We start from the raw sequence: 15,615 nt of genomic DNA, 5'->3' as shown, positions 1-15,615 counted from the left end.
TTTCATTCTGCGCCCCAAATCTGCAACGGACCGCGCCGGATGCAGGCGCGGGACGGAGTCAGGACCGGCCCAGGGATTCCCGAATCGTCCGCAGGTCAGGCGCGGGAAGACCTGCCGGCGGTTCCCATCGTCTATCGCGCTGCACGCCATGGCTGTCCGGCACATCCCTTGCCGGATGCGATGCGTCCGGGGACGGCACTGCCCAAATCGGCGGCAGTTGGCGGTGACTTCGGGGCGCGACCCTCTCCCCCGTTCCGTTTTGCCGCGTGCTGTGATTAAAGGGGGCAAAGGCATCCAGAAGGACGGCACCCCCAAACATGCCCGAACGCAGCGAGAGCGACAGCCGCAAACTCCTCCGCCGCCTGCGCGACAGCCTTGCCCTGCCCGGCAAGGGCCAGGACAGGCTGGACCGCATCACCCATCTGATCGCCGATTCCATGGGGACCGAAGTCTGTTCGATCTACCTGTTCCGCGACGAGGACACGCTGGAGCTTTGTGCGACCGAGGGGCTGAAGAAAGAGGCCGTCCACCAGACCCGCATGAAGGTGGGTGAAGGTCTGGTCGGGCGCGTCGCGCGGACCGCGACGCCGGTCAATGCGGCCGATGCGCCGTCAGAGCGCGGCTTCCGCTACATGCCGGAAACCGGCGAGGAACTCTTTTCCAGCTTCCTCGGCGTGCCCATCCAGCGGGTCGGGGAAAAGCTGGGCGTTCTGGTCGTGCAGTCCCGCACGGCGCGGCAGTTCTCGGATGACGAGGTCTATGCGCTGGAAGTCGTGGCCATGGTGCTGGCCGAGATGACCGAGCTTGGCGCCTTCGTCGGCGAAGGCGAAGGCCCCGGCGCCCTGCACCGACAGCCGCGCATCTTTCGCGGCGGCACCGGGCAGGAAGGCACGGCCGAGGGCAATGTCTGGCTGCACGAGCCGCGCGTCGTCGTCACCAATCCGGTGGCCGACGATCCGCTGACCGAGATCGACCGCATCCGCGACGCGGTGGGCCAGTTGCGCATCTCCATCGACGATCTGCTGAGCGCGGAGTCGCTGGACAAGGATCAGCGGCAGGTGCTGGAAGCCTATCGCATGTTCGCCCGCTCGCGTGGCTGGCTGCGCCGGATGGAAGAGGATATCCAGCGCGGCCTGTCGGCCGAAGCGGCGGTGGAAAAGGAACAATCCGCAGCCCGCGCCCGGCTGGAACAGGTGCCCGACGCCTATCTGCGCGAACGGCTGAACGATCTGGACGACCTGTCGAACCGCTTGCTGCGCATCCTGACCGGACAGGGGCAGGACACCGGCGCGACCATGCCGGAAAACCCGATTCTGGTGGCCCGCAACATCGGCCCCGCCGAACTTCTGGAATACGGCCGCAAACTGCGCGGCGTGGTTCTGGAGGAAGGCTCGGTCGGCAGCCATGCCGCCATCGTTGCCCGCGCGCTGGTCATTCCGCTGATCATCCATGCCGAACGCATCACCTCCGAGGCGCTGAACGGCGATCCGATCCTCGTCGACGGCGACAGTGGCACCGTGCATCTGCGCCCGGACGAGGTGGTGGTGCGCAGTTTCCGCGACAAGATGGCGATGCAGGCCAAGGCGCAGGAGCGCTATGCCAGCCTGCGCGGCCTGCCTGCGGAATCGCGCTGCGGCACGGTGACCCGGCTTTACATGAATGCGGGCCTGATGGCCGATCTTCCCTCGATCGAGAATTCGGGGGCCGAGGGCGTGGGCCTGTTCCGCACCGAGCTGCAATTCCTGATCCGCAACCAGATGCCGAAACGGGACGAGCTTGCCAAGCTGTACGCCCGCGTCATGGATGCGGCCAAGGGGCGGCCTGTGGCCTTCCGGACGCTGGACATCGGCTCGGACAAGGTGCTGCCCTACATGAAGCCGCAGGACGAGCCGAACCCCGCGATGGGCTGGCGCGCGATCCGCGTCGGTCTCGACAAACGCGGCGTGCTGCGGATGCAGTTGCAGGCGCTGCTGCGCGCCGCACGGGGGCGCCCTCTGACCGTGATGTTCCCCTTCATCTCCGAACATGAGGAATTCGTCACCGCCCGCAATGAATTGCTGCACCAGCGTGACCGCGAGGCGGCCATGGGTCATCCCGTGCCCGAAACCCTGCGCATCGGTGCGATGCTGGAAACCCCCAGCCTGGCCTTCGCGCCCAAGGCGTTTTTCGAATCCGCCGATTTCATTTCCATCGGTGGCAATGATCTGAAGCAGTTCTTCTTCGCCGCCGACCGTGAAAATGAACGGGTGCGCCGCCGCTATGACACGCTGAACACCTCTTTCCTGCGCTTCCTGCGGCTGATTGCGGATCGCTGCGCGGAAAGCAACGCCCAGCTTTCCTTCTGTGGCGAGGATGCGGGCAGGCCCATCGAGGCCATGGTCTTTGCCTCGCTGGGCATCGGCACGCTGTCGATGCGCCCCGCCTCCATCGGGCCGGTAAAATCATTGCTGCGTCAGGTCGATCTGCGCGAGGTGCGCGCGGTGGTCACCGCGGCCATGGCGGAAGGCGTGGAAAGCGTGCGCCCGGCGGTGATGGGCTGGCTCGCCACCTTGCCGGAGTGATCAGTCCGACCGCAGCAGCGGCTTCACGCTGGCCGCCGCGTTGAAGCGGGCGACCACCCGTTCGGCGCCATGCTCCTGCGCCAGCCGCAGCAGGCGAAAGCGGATGCGCGCAAGCTCGCGATAATGGCTCAGGAAAGCCGCGTTCACCGCCGCGCCGGACAGAGCGCCCAGAACCGGCACCGCCTGCGCCGCAAGCTTCTGGCTCAGCCCCGCCGCGATCTTCGGCGCCAGCGTGGCGATCAGCTTTTGCAGGGCCGGTCCGGTCAGCGTCAGCCGCGCACCGATGAGCGCAGTATTCACCCCGTCATCGCCGCCCGAGGGCGTACCCGCTGCGAAACAGCGCAGGATCTCTGCCTGAATGGCGGGATCGGCAGTGTCGAACCCCTCGTCCTCCGCCGCCTTGCGGATGGCCGACAGGATCAGCGTGATGGTCACGGGAAGTTCGGCGATGGAAGTGGCAAGCCCGCCCGCGCCGCCCGCCGCACCACTGATCGCCGCCGCCAGCGGCGCCCCGGCGGGGCCGATATCGGGCGCATGACGCCCCAGCGCCGCCACCCCCAGCGCACGGGTCAGCGTCGCCATGGTCAGCGCCTCGATCCGGTTGCGCGCGGCATCGGGCAGCCGGTTCATCTGCGTCTCCACCGAACCGCCCAGCTTTTGCAGCAACGACATCAGCGGCCCGTTGGTCTTGCGCGCACGCCGGGCAAGCTCGGCAATCTCGTAATCGGGGAAGGCCGCGCGCCGGGGCGCGGGCAGCGCCGCATCGGCGCTTTCAGGGGCGGGGTCCGGGGACTGATCGTCGCTCATATTCCGAAAGTAGGAAGCGCGGCGGCCTTGCGCAATGGGCCTTCGATCAGGACCGCGCCTTCGTCACTGTGCCGGTGACCCCATCCCAGGCCCCGCGCACCAACGCGATACCCAGAACCCGGTCGGGGTTGGTCGGCGGCGGCATCACCACCCCCTCCAGCTTGCTAAAGCCGAAACGCTTGTAATAGGGCGCATCCCCCACCAGCATCACCCGTTCCCAGCCAAGGCGCCGCGCCTCGGCCAGGCTTTCGTTGATCAGAAGGCCGCCCAACCCCTCACCCTGCCGCGTCGGGTGCACTGCCACCGGCCCCAGCAGCAGCACATCATGTTCGCCCACTTCGGCGGGCCAGTAGCGGATCGCGGCCGCAAGCGTGCCGGTTTCATCCCGCAAAACAAGGCACAGCGGCGCCACCGTCGCCACGCCGTCACGCAGCCGATAGGAGGAAAGCGCCGTTCGCCCCGGCGCAAAGCAAAGGTCGTAAAGCGCCTCCACCTCCCACCAGTCGGCTTCGGTCTCTTCCTCGAGCTGATACATCGGCCGCGCCCTCAAGGGAATCCTGCGGGAACGCGCGTAACACGCGAGGGCAACAGGGAAAAGACGCAATTGCCCTGTGACGGCGCATCGCTTGGAATCGCGGGGTCGCGTAGGTAGTCTGGGGTGAGATCAAGGCATGGGTGATGCGGGTGAAGGTTCTGGTTCTGGGCGCCGACGGCTTCATCGGGCGGCATATTGCCTTCGCCCTGCGCGACGCGGGGCATGAGGTCATCGCCTCCGCCCGGCGGGTGGAGCGTTTGCAGGCCATGGGCTTTCGCACGCTGCGGGCCGATCTGACCGATCCGGCCAGCCATGCGCCCGGCTTCTGGGCTGAGGTGCAGGATTGTGCGCTGGTGAATGCCGCTGGTCTTCTGACCGGGAACGAGCAAGCCTTTGCCTCCGTGCATGACCATGCGCTGCGCGCCGTGCTGGCGGCGGTGGCGGGTCCGTGCCTGCAAGTGTCGGCGGTGGGGATCGAGGCCGACACACCTTTCGCCCGCTGGCGCCGGGTGTCAGAGCAGGTGGCGCTGGCCGCTGGCGCCATGGTATTGCGCCCCGGTCTGGTGATGGCAGAGACCAGCTATGGCGGCACCTCGGCGCTGCGCGGCTTCGCCGCCCTGCCCTTCGTCACGCCGGTCGTGGGAACAGGCGCGCAACCGTTCAACCCGATCCATGCCGCCGATCTGGCCGTCGTGATTGCGGGGATGCTGGCAGAGCCACAGCCGGGGGTGTGGGAGATCGGCGGGCCGGAGGTTCTGACCCAATCCGAACTGGCAACCGGCCTGCGCCGCTGGCTGGGCCTGCGCCCCATGCCGGTCTGGCAGGTTCCGGAAGGGCTGGCGCGGCTGGCCGGGCACATCGGCGATGCGCTGCGCCTGGGGCCGGTTTCGACCACCGCGCTGCGGCAGCTTGAACAGGGCGTGCAGACCGATCCCGCGCCGCTGCTGGCGCGGCTGACCGTTCGTCCACGCGGCTTCACCGCCTTTCAATTCGCCCGGCCCGCAGGCACGCAAGACCTGTGGCAGGCACGGCTTTACCTGCTGAAACCGCTGATCCGGCTGACACTCGCGATGATGTGGCTGGTCTCGGCCGGTTTGGGCCTGTTCCTGCCGGGCAGCGCTTTCCTGCCTCACCTGCCTGCCTTGCCCGAAGGGCTGGCGCTGACCATGGCCCGAGCGGGCGGGCTCGCTGATCTGGCGCTGGGGCTCGCCCTGCTGCGCGACTGGCGGCCCGCGCTGGTGGCACGGGCACAGATCACGCTGGTTCTGGCCTATACGGCTGGCCTGTCCCTGCTTGCCCCCGCGCTCTGGCTTGATCCGTTCGGCGGGCTTCTGAAGAACCTGCCCGTTCTGGCGTTGTTGCTGGTGCATCTGGCGCTGGTGGAGGAACGATGATGGAGCCTTACCTGCTGGCGAAATGGCTGCATGTGCTGTCCTCGACCGTGCTGTTCGGCACCGGCATCGGCATGGCCTTTGCAATGGTCTGGGCAATGCGGTCGAACCGGGCCGAGGTGGTGGCGCATGTGGCGGCCGGGGTGGTGGTGGCCGACTGGCTGTTCACCCTGCCCTCGGGCGTGGTGCAGCCGCTGACCGGGCTTTGGCTGGTGCAGGAAACCGGGCGCGGCTGGAACGAAGGCTGGCTTTTGCTGACCTATGCCGCCTATCTGCTGGCGCTGGCCTGCTGGCTGCCGGTGGTCGTTCTGCAATACCGCATCCGCGATCTGGCCCGCGCCACCGCCCCCGGCCCGCTGCCCGCCGCCGCGGTCCGGGCCTTCCGGCTTTGGTTCGTCCTCGGCTGGCCCGCCTTCGGCGCGCTTGTCGGCGTGTTCTGGCTGATGATAGTGAAACCCGACCTGTTCTGAGAGGCCCCATGTCGAAAACCGTCAAGGATTACATCCGCACCATCGTCGATTTCCCGCATGAGGGCATTCTGTTCCGCGATGTGACGACGCTGTTCGCCGATCCGCGCGGCTTCCGCATGGCGATCGACCAGTTGCTGCACCCCTATGCGGGCACCCGCATCGACAAGGTTGTGGGGCTGGAGGCGCGGGGCTTCATCCTGGGCGGCGCGGTGGCGCATCAGCTGACCACCGGCTTCGTGCCGATTCGCAAGAAGGGCAAGCTGCCGGGGCAGACCATCGCACAGGCGTACAGTCTGGAATATGGCGAGGCGGTGGTCGAGGTGCACGACGATGCGATCCAGCCGGGCGAGAAGGTGCTGCTGGTCGACGATCTGCTGGCCACCGGCGGCACCGCCGAGGCCGGGATCAAGCTGGTAGAACGATTGGGCGGCGTGATTGTCGGCTGCGCCTTTGTGGTGGATCTGCCCGATCTGGGCGGCCGTCGCAAGCTGGAGACGATGGGCATGGAGGTCCATGCGCTCTGTGCCTTTGAAGGGCTGTGAGGCAACGCAGTTAACCCGCCTTTAACCCGAATCGGTGCAAGTCTTGGTCATGGGGCCGGAACCGGCCTCGGGCGCTGCTTGCACAGGTGACCCAATCCTGACCCCAGCCCCGTCGGATCGAATGTCCGGCGGGGTTTTCTCATCCCGCCCGGCCCTCGGGGGCATCGAGCCCCCTCATGCCGACTTCCGTGGACAGCGGTATCCGGGCGCTTTCGCCCTGCCATATGCAGGCGGCACTGTCGGCATGGAGATTTACGCTAAGGTAAAATGCCGTCAGGCGCGCAGGACGGCACCGGGGTTCAGGATGCCAAGCGGATCCAGCGCCGTCTTGATCGCGCGCATGGCGATCAGCTTCACCGGATCGCCATAGGTTTCCAGATCTTTCACCTTCAGCCGCCCGATGCCGTGTTCAGCACTGATCGACCCATCGAACCGATGCACAAGATCGTGGACGCAGGTCTTCACTGCCTCGCGCAGCCCGTCATATTCCGCGCGCTGGCGGCCTTTTGCCGGGAAGACGTTGTAGTGCAGATTGCCGTCGCCCAGATGCCCGAAACAGTTGATGCGGAAATCACCCAGTTGCGCCAGCGCAGGCGCGGCCTCGGCCAGAAAGGCCGGGATCGCCGAGAGTGGCAGCGAAATATCATGGCTGGAGATCGAACCGACGCGCCGGTTGGCCTCGGGGATGGTTTCGCGCAGCGTCCAGAATTCCAGCCGCTGGGTTCCGGATTGCGCGATCACGCCATCCAGCACCAGTTCCCCCGCCGCCTCGTAAAGCGACATCAGCGCCTCGGTCGCATCCAGCGCGGCGGGCAGGCCGATGTCGACCAGCACGCACCATTCCGGGGCCACGGCGAAGGGCTGGCGCAGGTCAGGCAGGGTTTCGGCAAGGAAATCGAGCCCCTGACGGTGGATCAGTTCGAAGCCCGAAACCATGCCGGGCAACTGGCTTTCAGCCAGCGAAAGCAGCGCCAGCGCGGCCTGCGGATCGGGCACCACAAACAACGCGGCGCCAGTGACGGCAGGGCGCGGGAATAGCTTCAGGCTGGCAGCAGTGATCAGACCCAGCGTGCCCTCGGCGCCGATCAGCAGATGGCGCAGGTCATAGCCGGTATTGTCCTTCCTGAGCCGCTTCAGCCCGTGAAAGACCGTACCATCGGCCAGCACCGCCTCGACGCCAAGGCAGAGATCCCGCGCATTGCCATAGCGCAGCACATTCACCCCGCCTGCATTGGTCGCCAGATTGCCACCGATCCGTGACGATCCCTGCGAAGCCAGCGTCAGCGGGAACATGCGGTCCTGCGCTTCGGCTGCCGCATGAATGTCAGCGAGAATGGCGCCTGCTTCGGCGACGATGACATTTTCCTGCGGATGAACTGCGCGGATCGCGGTCATCCGCTCGAAGGACACGATCAGTGGCACGGGGCCTTCCGGCATGACCTGCCCGCCGACAAGGCCGGTGCCACCGCCCAGCGGCACGATGCCGACCCGCGCCGCCGCACAGGCGCGCACCAGCAGAGAGACCTCGGCCGTATTGCGGGGGGTCGCCACAGCCCCACCCTGCCCCTGCCAGCGACCGCGCGGCTCTTCCAGATCGGCGGGGCGCACCGCGCGCAGCAGCTCTTCGGGAAGGCTGGCCAGAAAGCCCGGATCGGCGGGGTTGAGCATCACACTCTCCATCTGCGCGCAAATTCGTTATGAACGAATTTGCAAATTTCTTTGCAAGAAATTTGTCCCGGCTCAACCCGCATCGGTGCGACCGCGGCGGTCGCTGCGCAGGTTGGCGTAAAGCACATGGTTGCGCCAGCGGCCCGCGATTTGCAGATAGCTTTGCGCCACGCCCTCATATTTGAAGCCGCATTTTTCCAGTACCCCACGCGAGGCGGCGTTTTCCGGCAGGCAGGCGGCCTCGATACGGCTGAGGTCCAGCGTGGTGAAGGCATGATGCACGATGGCGCGGATCGCCTCGCGCATGTAGCCGCGCCGCGCATAGCGCTCGCCGACCCAATAACCCAGTGTCCCGGCCTGCACCGGACCCCGGCGGATATTGTCCAGCGTGATCGCCCCCAGCAGCACCTGATCGTCGCGGCGGATCATCAGGACCGGCAGTGCCGTGCCCTGCGCCTCGGCCCGCTTGGCCCAGTAGACGCGGTTGGTAAAGGCCTTGCGGCTGAGGTGATCATGCGCCCAGACTGGCTCCCAGGGCGCGAGGAAAGCCGCGCTTTCCTGTCGCAGATCGGCCCAGGCACGGTAATCTGAATGCGTCGGCAGGCGGAGCGTCATCCGCTCCGTCTCGATCCGCGGCTTTGCCCTCAGGCCGATCATCAGGCGGCGAGCCTGTCGCGGATCGCCTCCAGCCCCGGAGCGCGTTCCACCGGGCCGTAAAGCGCCAGCGCCACTCGCGAGTTGGTCAGCGCGGCACCATAGCGCCGGACATCGGCGGTGGAGACCGCGTCAATCCGCGCCACCGCCTCATCCACCTCAGGCACCCGGCCCCAGATCGACAGCAGGCGGGCATTCCGTTCCGCCCGCGCCGAGGGGCTTTCGAGGCCCATCAGCAGCCCGGCCTTCAGCTGTGCCCGCGCACGGGCAACTTCGGCCTCGGTCATGTCATCGGCGGCGCGTTTCAACTCGTCCAGCGTCAGAGTTGTCAGATCGGCAATCTCGTCCTCAGAGGTACCCGCATAGACGGTGATCGAGCCGGTATCCTCATAGGCGCCGGATTGCGCGAAGATCGAATAGCACAGGCCACGCTCCTCGCGGATCTTCTGGAACAGACGCGAGGACATGCCGCCCCCCATCGCCATGGAATAGACCTGCGCGGTGAAGACATCGGGGTCACGATAGCCCGGCGCCTCGAAGGCAAGGGCGAAATGCACCTGCTCCAGCCCCTTGACCTCGCGCCGCTCCCCACCGCCGAAGCGCGCGGCTTCCAGCTGCGGCAGACCGACCGGGCGCAGGGCGCCGAAGATTTCGGTCGCCTGGGCGACAATGGCGTCGTGGTTCACCCCGCCTGCGGCGGCGAGGATCATCTGGTCCGGGCCATAATGCTCCGCCACAAAGCGGCGGAGATCGGCGCGACCAAAGGCGGACACCCGTTCCGTCGGGCCCAGAATGGTGCGGCCGAAGGGCTGATCGGGGTAGCTGACTTCCTGAAGCCAGTCGAAGATGATGTCATCGGGCGTATCCAGCGCCTGACCGATCTCTTGCAGGATCACATGACGTTCAGTCTCGATTTCCTTCGCGTCGAACACCGGGTTCAGCACGATGTCGGAAATCACATCCAGCGCCAGCGCCACATCCCCTGACAGGACACGCGCGTAATAGGCGGTCATTTCCTTCGATGTATAGGCGTTGATATAGCCGCCCACATCCTCGATTTCCTCGGCAATCCGCAGGGCGCTGCGCTTTTCAGTACCCTTGAAGGCCATATGTTCCAGGAAATGCGCGATGCCGTTCTGATCGGCCCGTTCATGCCGCCCGCCCGCCGTGACCCAGATCCCGACCGAGGCCGATTGCAGCCCCGGCATGTCCTCGGTCACGATGCGAAAGCCGTTGGGCAGGGTAGTGATGCGAAGCGTCAACGCGCGATCCTTTCGCGGACGAGGGTTTGCAGCGCGGCAAGGTCGTTCGGCACCCGCGTCACCCGTTCGGGCCGGTCGAACAGATCCGCCATGCGCGGCGGCAGCGCCGGGCGAATGCCGGTCGCCTGTTCCACCGCATCGGGGAATTTGGCAGGATGGGCGGTCGCCAGCGTGACCATCGGCACGGTGCCCAGATGATCCGCTGCCACCTTCACGCCCACGGCGCTGTGGGGGCACAGAAGCTCGCCGGTCGCGGCGCGTTCGGCACGGATGGTGGCCAGCGTCTCCTCCTCCGAGCAACGGCCCGAAGCGAAGGTGGCGCGCAGGCTTTCCAGCGCGCCCTGGCTGATGCGGAAGCCGCCCGATTTCATCTCGTCCATCAGTTGCGCCACGGCGGCGCCGTCGCGGCCATAGGCATCGAACAGCGCGCGTTCGAAGTTGGACGAGACCTGAATGTCCATCGAGGGGCTGATCGAGGGTTTCACCCCGTTCGTCTCATAGACACCGGATTTCAGCGCGCGGTCCAGAATATCGTTCTGGTTGGTGGCGATCACCAGTTCCGCAATCGGCAGACCCATGCGCTGCGCGATATAGCCCGCGAAGATGTCGCCGAAATTTCCGGTCGGCACGGTGAAACTGACCTTGCGATGCGGCGCACCGAGGCTGGTCGCGGCCGAGAAGTAGTAAACCACCTGCGCCAGAACCCGCGCCCAGTTGATGCTGTTCACACCCGCCAGCCGCACGCCGTCGCGGAAGGCATGATCGTTGAACATGTCCTTGAGCCGCGCCTGACAGTCATCGAAATCGCCATCCAGCGCCAGCGCATGCACATTCGTCTCGGTCGGCGTGGTCATCTGACGGCGCTGCACCTCAGACACGCGGCCATGCGGGAACAGGATGAACACATCCACATTCGCCAGCCCCTTGAAGGCCTCGATGGCCGCCGAGCCGGTATCGCCGCTGGTCGCGCCGACGATGGTGATGCGCTCACCCGATTTGGCCAGCGCCGCCTGCATCATCTGGCCGATGATCTGCATGGCGAAATCCTTGAAGGCCAGCGTCGGCCCGTGGAACAGCTCCAGCAGGAAATGGTTGGGCGCCAGTTGCTTGAGCGGCGCGCGCGCCGGATGGCCGAAGCCCTGATAGGCCTTGGCAATCAGGCTGCGAAACTCGGCTTCCGAAAACAGATCGCCCATGAAAGGGCGCATCACGCGAAAGGCGATTTCCTCGTAGGGCAGACCCGCCAGCGCGGCGATGTCATCGGCAGTGAACTGCGGCACGGTTTCGGGCACATAAAGCCCGCCGTCACGCGCCAGCCCCGTCATCATCGCTTCGCCGAAAGTCAGAACGGGCGCCTGCCCGCGGGTCGAGATATAGTGCATCGCCTCGCCTCATGCGTTCCGGCGTCTGATACGCCAGAGAAACAGAACTGTCATCCCCGCCCATGCGACCGCAAGCAGAAACCACGTCAGCGCATAGCCCAGATGATCGTTGGGAATACCCGAAGTATCGACCGGCAGCGGCGCGATTTCCGGCACGACTGGCTCACGCGCGACAATCAGTGTCGGCTCTGTGCCAAGCCTGGCCGCCATGGCCGGCACATCGCGAGCGAACCACAGGCCCGTCACCGGATTCGGCTCGGGCGTGAAGCTGTCTTTTTCCTCGGGCCAGTGCAGGTTGCCCACCACACGCACGGGGCCTTGCGGCAGGTCCAGCGGTTCACCATCCGGCACGAAGCCCAGATCGACCAGCACGCGGCGCCCGCCGGTCTCCAGCACACCGATGAGCCGGTGCCCCGGCCCCACCAGCTTGCGCGAGGCCAGCACCTTCAGCCCCTCGCCGGTCATCCGCCCTTCGGCCACCACCGGAAGATAGCGGTCACGCGGGGATTCGGGATGATCGGGCAGCGGCACCGGCGCGGCGGCAATGCGCGCCTCGATCTCGGCCAGCACGCCTTCCTTCCAGTGCAGGCGCTGCATCTGCCAGCTGCCCAGACCAATCAGGATGGCACAGCCGACAAGGCCGAACAGCAGCGGCAGGATCATGCGGCGGGTCATCGGAGCCTCGGAAAAAAGAAAAGCGCGCGCCTTTTACAAGGCCCGCGCCCGGGATGGAAGGGCGCCGGGTCGCGTGACCCGGCACCGGAGATCAGCCCTGACCCCAGACGTAGATCGCGGCGAAGAGGAACAGCCACACCACGTCCACGAAGTGCCAGTACCAGGCAGCCGCCTCGAAGCCGACATGCTGCTCCGGGGTGAAGTGGCCTTTCAGCGCGCGGATCAGGCAGACGGTCAGGAAGATCGTGCCGATCACGACGTGGAAGCCGTGGAAGCCGGTCGCCATGAAGAAGTTCGCGCCATAGATGTTGCCGGCAAAGCCGAAGGCGGCGTGGCTGTATTCATAGGCTTGCAGGATGGTGAAGAACACACCGAGGATGATGGCCAGCGCCAGACCGTTCACCAGATCCTTGCGGTTGTTCTCATGCGCCAGGGCATGGTGCGCCCAGGTCGCCGCCGCGCCCGAGCACAGCAGGATCAGCGTGTTGATCAGCGGCAGGTGCCAGGGGTCGAAAGTCTGGATGCCTTCCGGCGGGAACACGCCGTCAACGATGGGCGACATCGGCCCCATCGGATAAAGCGCGTGTTTGAAGAAGCTCCAGAACCAGGCGGCGAAGAACATCACTTCGGACATGATGAACATGACCACGCCATAGCGCAGACCGATGCGCACCACCGGGGTATGATCGCCCTCCTGCGCTTCCTTCACCACATCGGCCCACCAGCCGAACATGACGTAGAGCACCATGACAAAGCCGATCAGCCCCATCCACGGGCCCGAGCCGTGCATCCACAGCACCGCACCGAACAGCATGACGAAGGCACCGACCGAGCCGAGGAACGGCCAGATCGACGGTGGCAGAACGTGGTAATCGTGGTTCTTGGCGTGAGCCATTGGAGGTCCCTCGTTGTCTTGTCAGTTTACCGCGCCCGTCGGGGGGGCGGCCAGCGCAGCCTGACTTTCGGGCAGCGCGGTTTCGTGGAACGTGTAGGACAGCGTGATTTCCTGCACGAATTTGCCTTCCGGGTCTTTGACGATCTCGGGATCGACGTAGAACGTCACCGGCATGATCGCGGTTTCGCCCGGTGCCAGCACCTGCTCGGTAAAGCAGAAACAGGCGATCTTGGTGAAATAGCCACCGGCGGAATCCGGGGTGACGTTGTAGCTGGCGGTGCCCGCCACGGTGCGGTCGGTCGGGTTATGCGCCTCGTAGAAGGCAAGTCCGGTTTCCCCGATCTTCAGCCGCATGGAATGCTGCTGCGGCTTGAAATCCCAGGGCATGCCCGCCTCTTTCGAGGCGTCGAAGCGCACGAGGATCTCACGGTCCAGCACCACATCCGGTGCGCTGGTGGCGACCGAGGTGGTGCCCGCAAAGCCGGTGACGCGGCAGAACCAGTTGTAGAAGGGCACAGCCGCGAAGCTGAGCGCGCTCATGGTCAGCACGACGCCGACAAGCAGACCTGCGGTGCGTCCGGGCGAACGGTTGGTCATCAGTTGCTTCCCCCCTGCTGCTGGCCGGCCTGTGGCAACGGCACCATTTCGGGCCGCACCACATGATCGAAGGCCTGCATCGGATCGCCGCGCGTAACCTTCACGACGGTCAGACCGAAGACCAGCACCACGAAGGCCACCAGCACGAGACCCAGCCCGACATTGCGGCCAAAGCGGCGGCGATGCAGGTCATGGGTGGGTTTGAGCGTGGCCATGTCACCAGCCTCCTAAACCATAGGAATGCAGCGCCGCCTCGACCAGAAGCGCCACGAAATGCAGGAACAGATAGAGCAGCGAGAATTTGAAGACCGCTTTCTCGGTGGCATAGCCATCGGCCTCGGCCGCGGCTTCGTCCCGACGCCAGATCTTCCAGGCGCCCCAGAGGAAGCCCGCGTTCAGCGCGGCCGAAACCGCCAGATAGACCGGCCCGCCGATCGAGGTAAAGCCGGTCGCCAGCGCGAAGGGCACCAGCGCGACGGTGTAGACGAGGATATGATTGCGGGTGACCCGCTTGCCATGCGTCACGGTCAGCATGGGCACACCGGCCTTTTCGTAGTCGCTGTTCATGAACAGCGCCAGCGACCAGAAATGCGGCGGCGTCCACATGAAGATCAGCATGAACATCAGAACCGCCTCGACGCTGATGCTGCCGGTCGCGCAGACCCAGCCGATCATCGGCGGGAAGGCCCCCGCCGCGCCGCCGATCACGATGTTCTGCGGGGTCGAGCGTTTAAGCCACATCGAATAGATGACGGCATAGAAGAAGATGGTGAAGGCCAGCAGCAGCGCGGCCAGCGTGTTGGCGGCAAGCCACAGCATCATCACTGCAAGGCCCGACAGCGCCAGACCGAAACCCAGCGCCTCACCCGGCTGCACAAGGCCCGCCGGAATCGGGCGCCCCTTGGTGCGGCGCATCACCTGGTCGATATCGGCATCCCACCACATGTTCAGCGCGCCCGAGGCCCCTGCCCCCAAAGCGATGAACAACACGCAGGTGAAGGCCACCAGCGGATGCAGCGAGACCGGCGCGACCAGCAGGCCGACCAGCGCGGTGAAAACCACCAGCGACATGACACGCGGCTTCAGAAGCGCCACGAAATCACCGAAACCGGCTTCGGCCGGTCCGGTCTCGCTGCCGAGGCTGTTGGCGTGGATATCGCTCATATCCGGCTGTCCCCTGGTGGGATCGGGCGGCGGCACCCCGAAGGCCCGCCGCCCGACCGCAAAGTCACATCAGTCTATCAGTTGTTCGCGGCGACCTGCACGGCGGCAGGGGCGGCGATGGAGGAGAGCTGCACATCGCCTGCCTTGGCCTTGGCGAGCCATTCGGCATACTTCGCCTCAGACACAACCTTGACGGTGATCGGCATATAGGCGTGGTCCTTGCCGCAGAGTTCCGAGCACTGACCGAAGAACACACCCTCGATGTCGGCCTTGAACCACAGCTGCGCCAGACGGCCCGGCACCGCGTCCTGCTTCACACCGAAGGCCGGAATGGTCCAGGAATGGATCACGTCGGCGCCGGTCACCTGCATCACGACGGTCTTGCCGACCGGCACGACCACGGCGGTATCCGTCGCCAGCAGGTAGTCGGTTTCATCGTAGCCGTATTGCGCCAGCTGGTCTTTCTCCAGCTTGAAGCTCTCGAAGGCGACCGGATCGGTGCCGTCATTTTCCGGGGTGATGCCGTCCTGCACATATTCATAGCCCCAGTACCACTGGTAGCCGGTCACCTTGATGGTGATGTCAGCCACCGGGATTTCCTGTTGCTTGAACAGGATCGGCAGCGAGTAGCCGCCGATGACCAGCAGAATGATGATCGGCACCACGGTCCACGCAATCTCGATGGGCGTGTTGTGGGTGAAGGTGGCGGGTTTCGGATTGGCGCGACGGTTGAAGCGGACAAAGCAGTAGACCATCAGCGCCGTCACGAAGAGCACGATGCCGGTGATGATCACCAGAATGAAGTGGTCGAGCCAGTGGATGTCGGCCGCGAGTTCCGTCGCCGCCGGCTGGAAGCCCAGCTTGCCGTCGACCGGACGGCCGAGCACCGGCAGGTCCTGAGCCAGGGCGGCGCCCGCGACGGCCATCGCAGCCACACCGGCAGCGAGACCCGAAAGGTTCTTCATGAGTCGCATCTTTCTATCCCGTTCGAAGTGCGGCTTATCGTCCGCTT

The 15,615-nt window shown here is 65.6% G+C and carries 16 protein-coding genes; 4 read left to right on the top strand and 12 right to left on the bottom strand.

Translation table 11 applies throughout. The features are described 5' to 3' along the window. The first annotated feature begins 317 nt into the window (after window positions 1-317). Complete coding sequence (ptsP, locus tag C8N34_RS14520) at window positions 318-2,561, top strand: phosphoenolpyruvate--protein phosphotransferase (RefSeq protein WP_054304495.1); 2,244 nt, start codon at window positions 318-320, stop codon at window positions 2,559-2,561. Here the strand turns inward: ptsP and C8N34_RS14515 are convergent, their stop codons facing one another. Continuing rightward, the gene (locus C8N34_RS14515; protein ID WP_108129430.1) at window positions 2,562-3,368 is read right to left on the bottom strand and encodes an EcsC family protein; all 807 of its coding nucleotides are present in this window, start codon (window positions 3,366-3,368) and stop codon (window positions 2,562-2,564) included. It abuts the gene before it with no gap. Between the two features lie 46 nt (window positions 3,369-3,414). Next, window positions 3,415-3,903, bottom strand: a complete 489-nt coding sequence (locus C8N34_RS14510) for a GNAT family N-acetyltransferase (RefSeq protein WP_054303729.1) — start codon at window positions 3,901-3,903, stop codon at window positions 3,415-3,417. Window positions 3,904-4,046: 143 nt separating this feature from the next. On the opposite strand from C8N34_RS14510, the gene C8N34_RS14505 reads away from it, so the two are divergent. The 3 genes from C8N34_RS14505 to C8N34_RS14495 are packed head-to-tail and all read left to right on the top strand — an operon-like array spanning window position 4,047 to window position 6,306. Further along, window positions 4,047-5,297, top strand: coding sequence for a DoxX-like family protein (locus C8N34_RS14505; RefSeq protein ID WP_108129429.1), 1,251 nt, complete (start codon window positions 4,047-4,049; stop codon window positions 5,295-5,297). After that, the gene (locus C8N34_RS14500; RefSeq protein WP_242013805.1) at window positions 5,294-5,764 is read left to right on the top strand and encodes a DUF2269 family protein; all 471 of its coding nucleotides are present in this window, start codon (window positions 5,294-5,296) and stop codon (window positions 5,762-5,764) included. Before C8N34_RS14505 ends, C8N34_RS14500 begins: the two co-directional genes overlap by 4 nt. 8 nt (window positions 5,765-5,772) lie before the next feature. Then, window positions 5,773-6,306 carry an adenine phosphoribosyltransferase gene (locus C8N34_RS14495; RefSeq protein ID WP_108129427.1) on the top strand — a complete coding sequence of 178 codons (534 nt, stop codon included), beginning with the start codon at window positions 5,773-5,775 and terminating at the stop codon, window positions 6,304-6,306. A 273-nt stretch (window positions 6,307-6,579) separates the two neighbouring features. On the opposite strand, the gene C8N34_RS14490 is transcribed toward C8N34_RS14495, so the two are convergent. The 10 genes from C8N34_RS14490 to coxB form a co-directional block, all read right to left on the bottom strand. Next, the gene (locus C8N34_RS14490) at window positions 6,580-7,974 is read right to left on the bottom strand and encodes an FAD-binding oxidoreductase (protein ID WP_108129536.1); all 1,395 of its coding nucleotides are present in this window, start codon (window positions 7,972-7,974) and stop codon (window positions 6,580-6,582) included. 72 nt (window positions 7,975-8,046) lie between these two features. Next, complete coding sequence (locus C8N34_RS14485; protein ID WP_054303733.1) at window positions 8,047-8,631, bottom strand: GNAT family N-acetyltransferase; 585 nt, start codon at window positions 8,629-8,631, stop codon at window positions 8,047-8,049. Next, window positions 8,631-9,890, bottom strand: coding sequence for a M16 family metallopeptidase (locus C8N34_RS14480; protein WP_108129426.1), 1,260 nt, complete (start codon window positions 9,888-9,890; stop codon window positions 8,631-8,633). The genes C8N34_RS14485 and C8N34_RS14480 overlap by 1 nt, the downstream gene beginning before the upstream one ends. After that, the gene (thrC, locus tag C8N34_RS14475; RefSeq protein WP_108129425.1) at window positions 9,887-11,272 is read right to left on the bottom strand and encodes a threonine synthase; all 1,386 of its coding nucleotides are present in this window, start codon (window positions 11,270-11,272) and stop codon (window positions 9,887-9,889) included. Before thrC ends, C8N34_RS14480 begins: the two co-directional genes overlap by 4 nt. 9 nt (window positions 11,273-11,281) lie before the next feature. Beyond that, window positions 11,282-11,947: an SURF1 family protein gene (locus C8N34_RS14470; RefSeq protein WP_108129424.1), complete on the bottom strand. Its 666-nt coding sequence runs from the start codon at window positions 11,945-11,947 to the stop codon at window positions 11,282-11,284. A 91-nt stretch (window positions 11,948-12,038) separates the two neighbouring features. Continuing rightward, window positions 12,039-12,842, bottom strand: a complete 804-nt coding sequence (locus C8N34_RS14465; RefSeq protein WP_054303737.1) for a cytochrome c oxidase subunit 3 — start codon at window positions 12,840-12,842, stop codon at window positions 12,039-12,041. 21 nt (window positions 12,843-12,863) lie between these two features. Beyond that, on the bottom strand, window positions 12,864-13,439 hold the full coding sequence (locus C8N34_RS14460; protein WP_108129423.1) for a cytochrome c oxidase assembly protein: 576 nt from the start codon (window positions 13,437-13,439) through the stop codon (window positions 12,864-12,866). Beyond that, complete coding sequence (locus tag C8N34_RS14455; protein WP_054303739.1) at window positions 13,439-13,654, bottom strand: hypothetical protein; 216 nt, start codon at window positions 13,652-13,654, stop codon at window positions 13,439-13,441. Before C8N34_RS14455 ends, C8N34_RS14460 begins: the two co-directional genes overlap by 1 nt. Before the next feature lies 1 nt (window position 13,655). Next, a complete protein-coding gene (gene cyoE, locus C8N34_RS14450; RefSeq protein ID WP_108129422.1) occupies window positions 13,656-14,603 on the bottom strand; it encodes a heme o synthase in 948 nt (315 codons plus the stop codon). A 77-nt stretch (window positions 14,604-14,680) separates the two neighbouring features. Next, window positions 14,681-15,568, bottom strand: coding sequence for a cytochrome c oxidase subunit II (coxB, locus tag C8N34_RS14445; RefSeq protein ID WP_054303740.1), 888 nt, complete (start codon window positions 15,566-15,568; stop codon window positions 14,681-14,683). Between the last annotated feature and the right edge of the window lie 47 nt (window positions 15,569-15,615).

Source organism: Gemmobacter caeni, assembly GCF_003054195.1.
Taxonomy (GTDB): domain Bacteria; phylum Pseudomonadota; class Alphaproteobacteria; order Rhodobacterales; family Rhodobacteraceae; genus Gemmobacter; species Gemmobacter caeni.
Note: the sequence above shows the minus strand (reverse complement) of the source record. Positions and strands in the feature narration are given on the sequence as shown.

What these genes read in the sequence shown, in the direction of transcription:
- ptsP (WP_054304495.1), top strand. Translation starts at nt 318, where the DNA reads ATGCCCGAACGCAGCGAGAGCGACAGCCGCAAACTCCTCCGCCGCCTG.
- C8N34_RS14515 (WP_108129430.1), bottom strand. Translation starts at nt 3,368, where the DNA reads ATGAGCGACGATCAGTCCCCGGACCCCGCCCCTGAAAGCGCCGATGCG.
- C8N34_RS14510 (WP_054303729.1), bottom strand. Translation starts at nt 3,903, where the DNA reads ATGTATCAGCTCGAGGAAGAGACCGAAGCCGACTGGTGGGAGGTGGAG.
- C8N34_RS14505 (WP_108129429.1), top strand. Translation starts at nt 4,047, where the DNA reads ATGCGGGTGAAGGTTCTGGTTCTGGGCGCCGACGGCTTCATCGGGCGG.
- C8N34_RS14500 (WP_242013805.1), top strand. Translation starts at nt 5,294, where the DNA reads ATGATGGAGCCTTACCTGCTGGCGAAATGGCTGCATGTGCTGTCCTCG.
- C8N34_RS14495 (WP_108129427.1), top strand. Translation starts at nt 5,773, where the DNA reads ATGTCGAAAACCGTCAAGGATTACATCCGCACCATCGTCGATTTCCCG.
- C8N34_RS14490 (WP_108129536.1), bottom strand. Translation starts at nt 7,974, where the DNA reads ATGCTCAACCCCGCCGATCCGGGCTTTCTGGCCAGCCTTCCCGAAGAG.
- C8N34_RS14485 (WP_054303733.1), bottom strand. Translation starts at nt 8,631, where the DNA reads ATGATCGGCCTGAGGGCAAAGCCGCGGATCGAGACGGAGCGGATGACG.
- thrC (WP_108129425.1), bottom strand. Translation starts at nt 11,272, where the DNA reads ATGCACTATATCTCGACCCGCGGGCAGGCGCCCGTTCTGACTTTCGGC.
- C8N34_RS14470 (WP_108129424.1), bottom strand. Translation starts at nt 11,947, where the DNA reads ATGACCCGCCGCATGATCCTGCCGCTGCTGTTCGGCCTTGTCGGCTGT.
- C8N34_RS14465 (WP_054303737.1), bottom strand. Translation starts at nt 12,842, where the DNA reads ATGGCTCACGCCAAGAACCACGATTACCACGTTCTGCCACCGTCGATC.
- C8N34_RS14460 (WP_108129423.1), bottom strand. Translation starts at nt 13,439, where the DNA reads ATGACCAACCGTTCGCCCGGACGCACCGCAGGTCTGCTTGTCGGCGTC.
- C8N34_RS14455 (WP_054303739.1), bottom strand. Translation starts at nt 13,654, where the DNA reads ATGGCCACGCTCAAACCCACCCATGACCTGCATCGCCGCCGCTTTGGC.
- cyoE (WP_108129422.1), bottom strand. Translation starts at nt 14,603, where the DNA reads ATGAGCGATATCCACGCCAACAGCCTCGGCAGCGAGACCGGACCGGCC.
- coxB (WP_054303740.1), bottom strand. Translation starts at nt 15,568, where the DNA reads ATGAAGAACCTTTCGGGTCTCGCTGCCGGTGTGGCTGCGATGGCCGTC.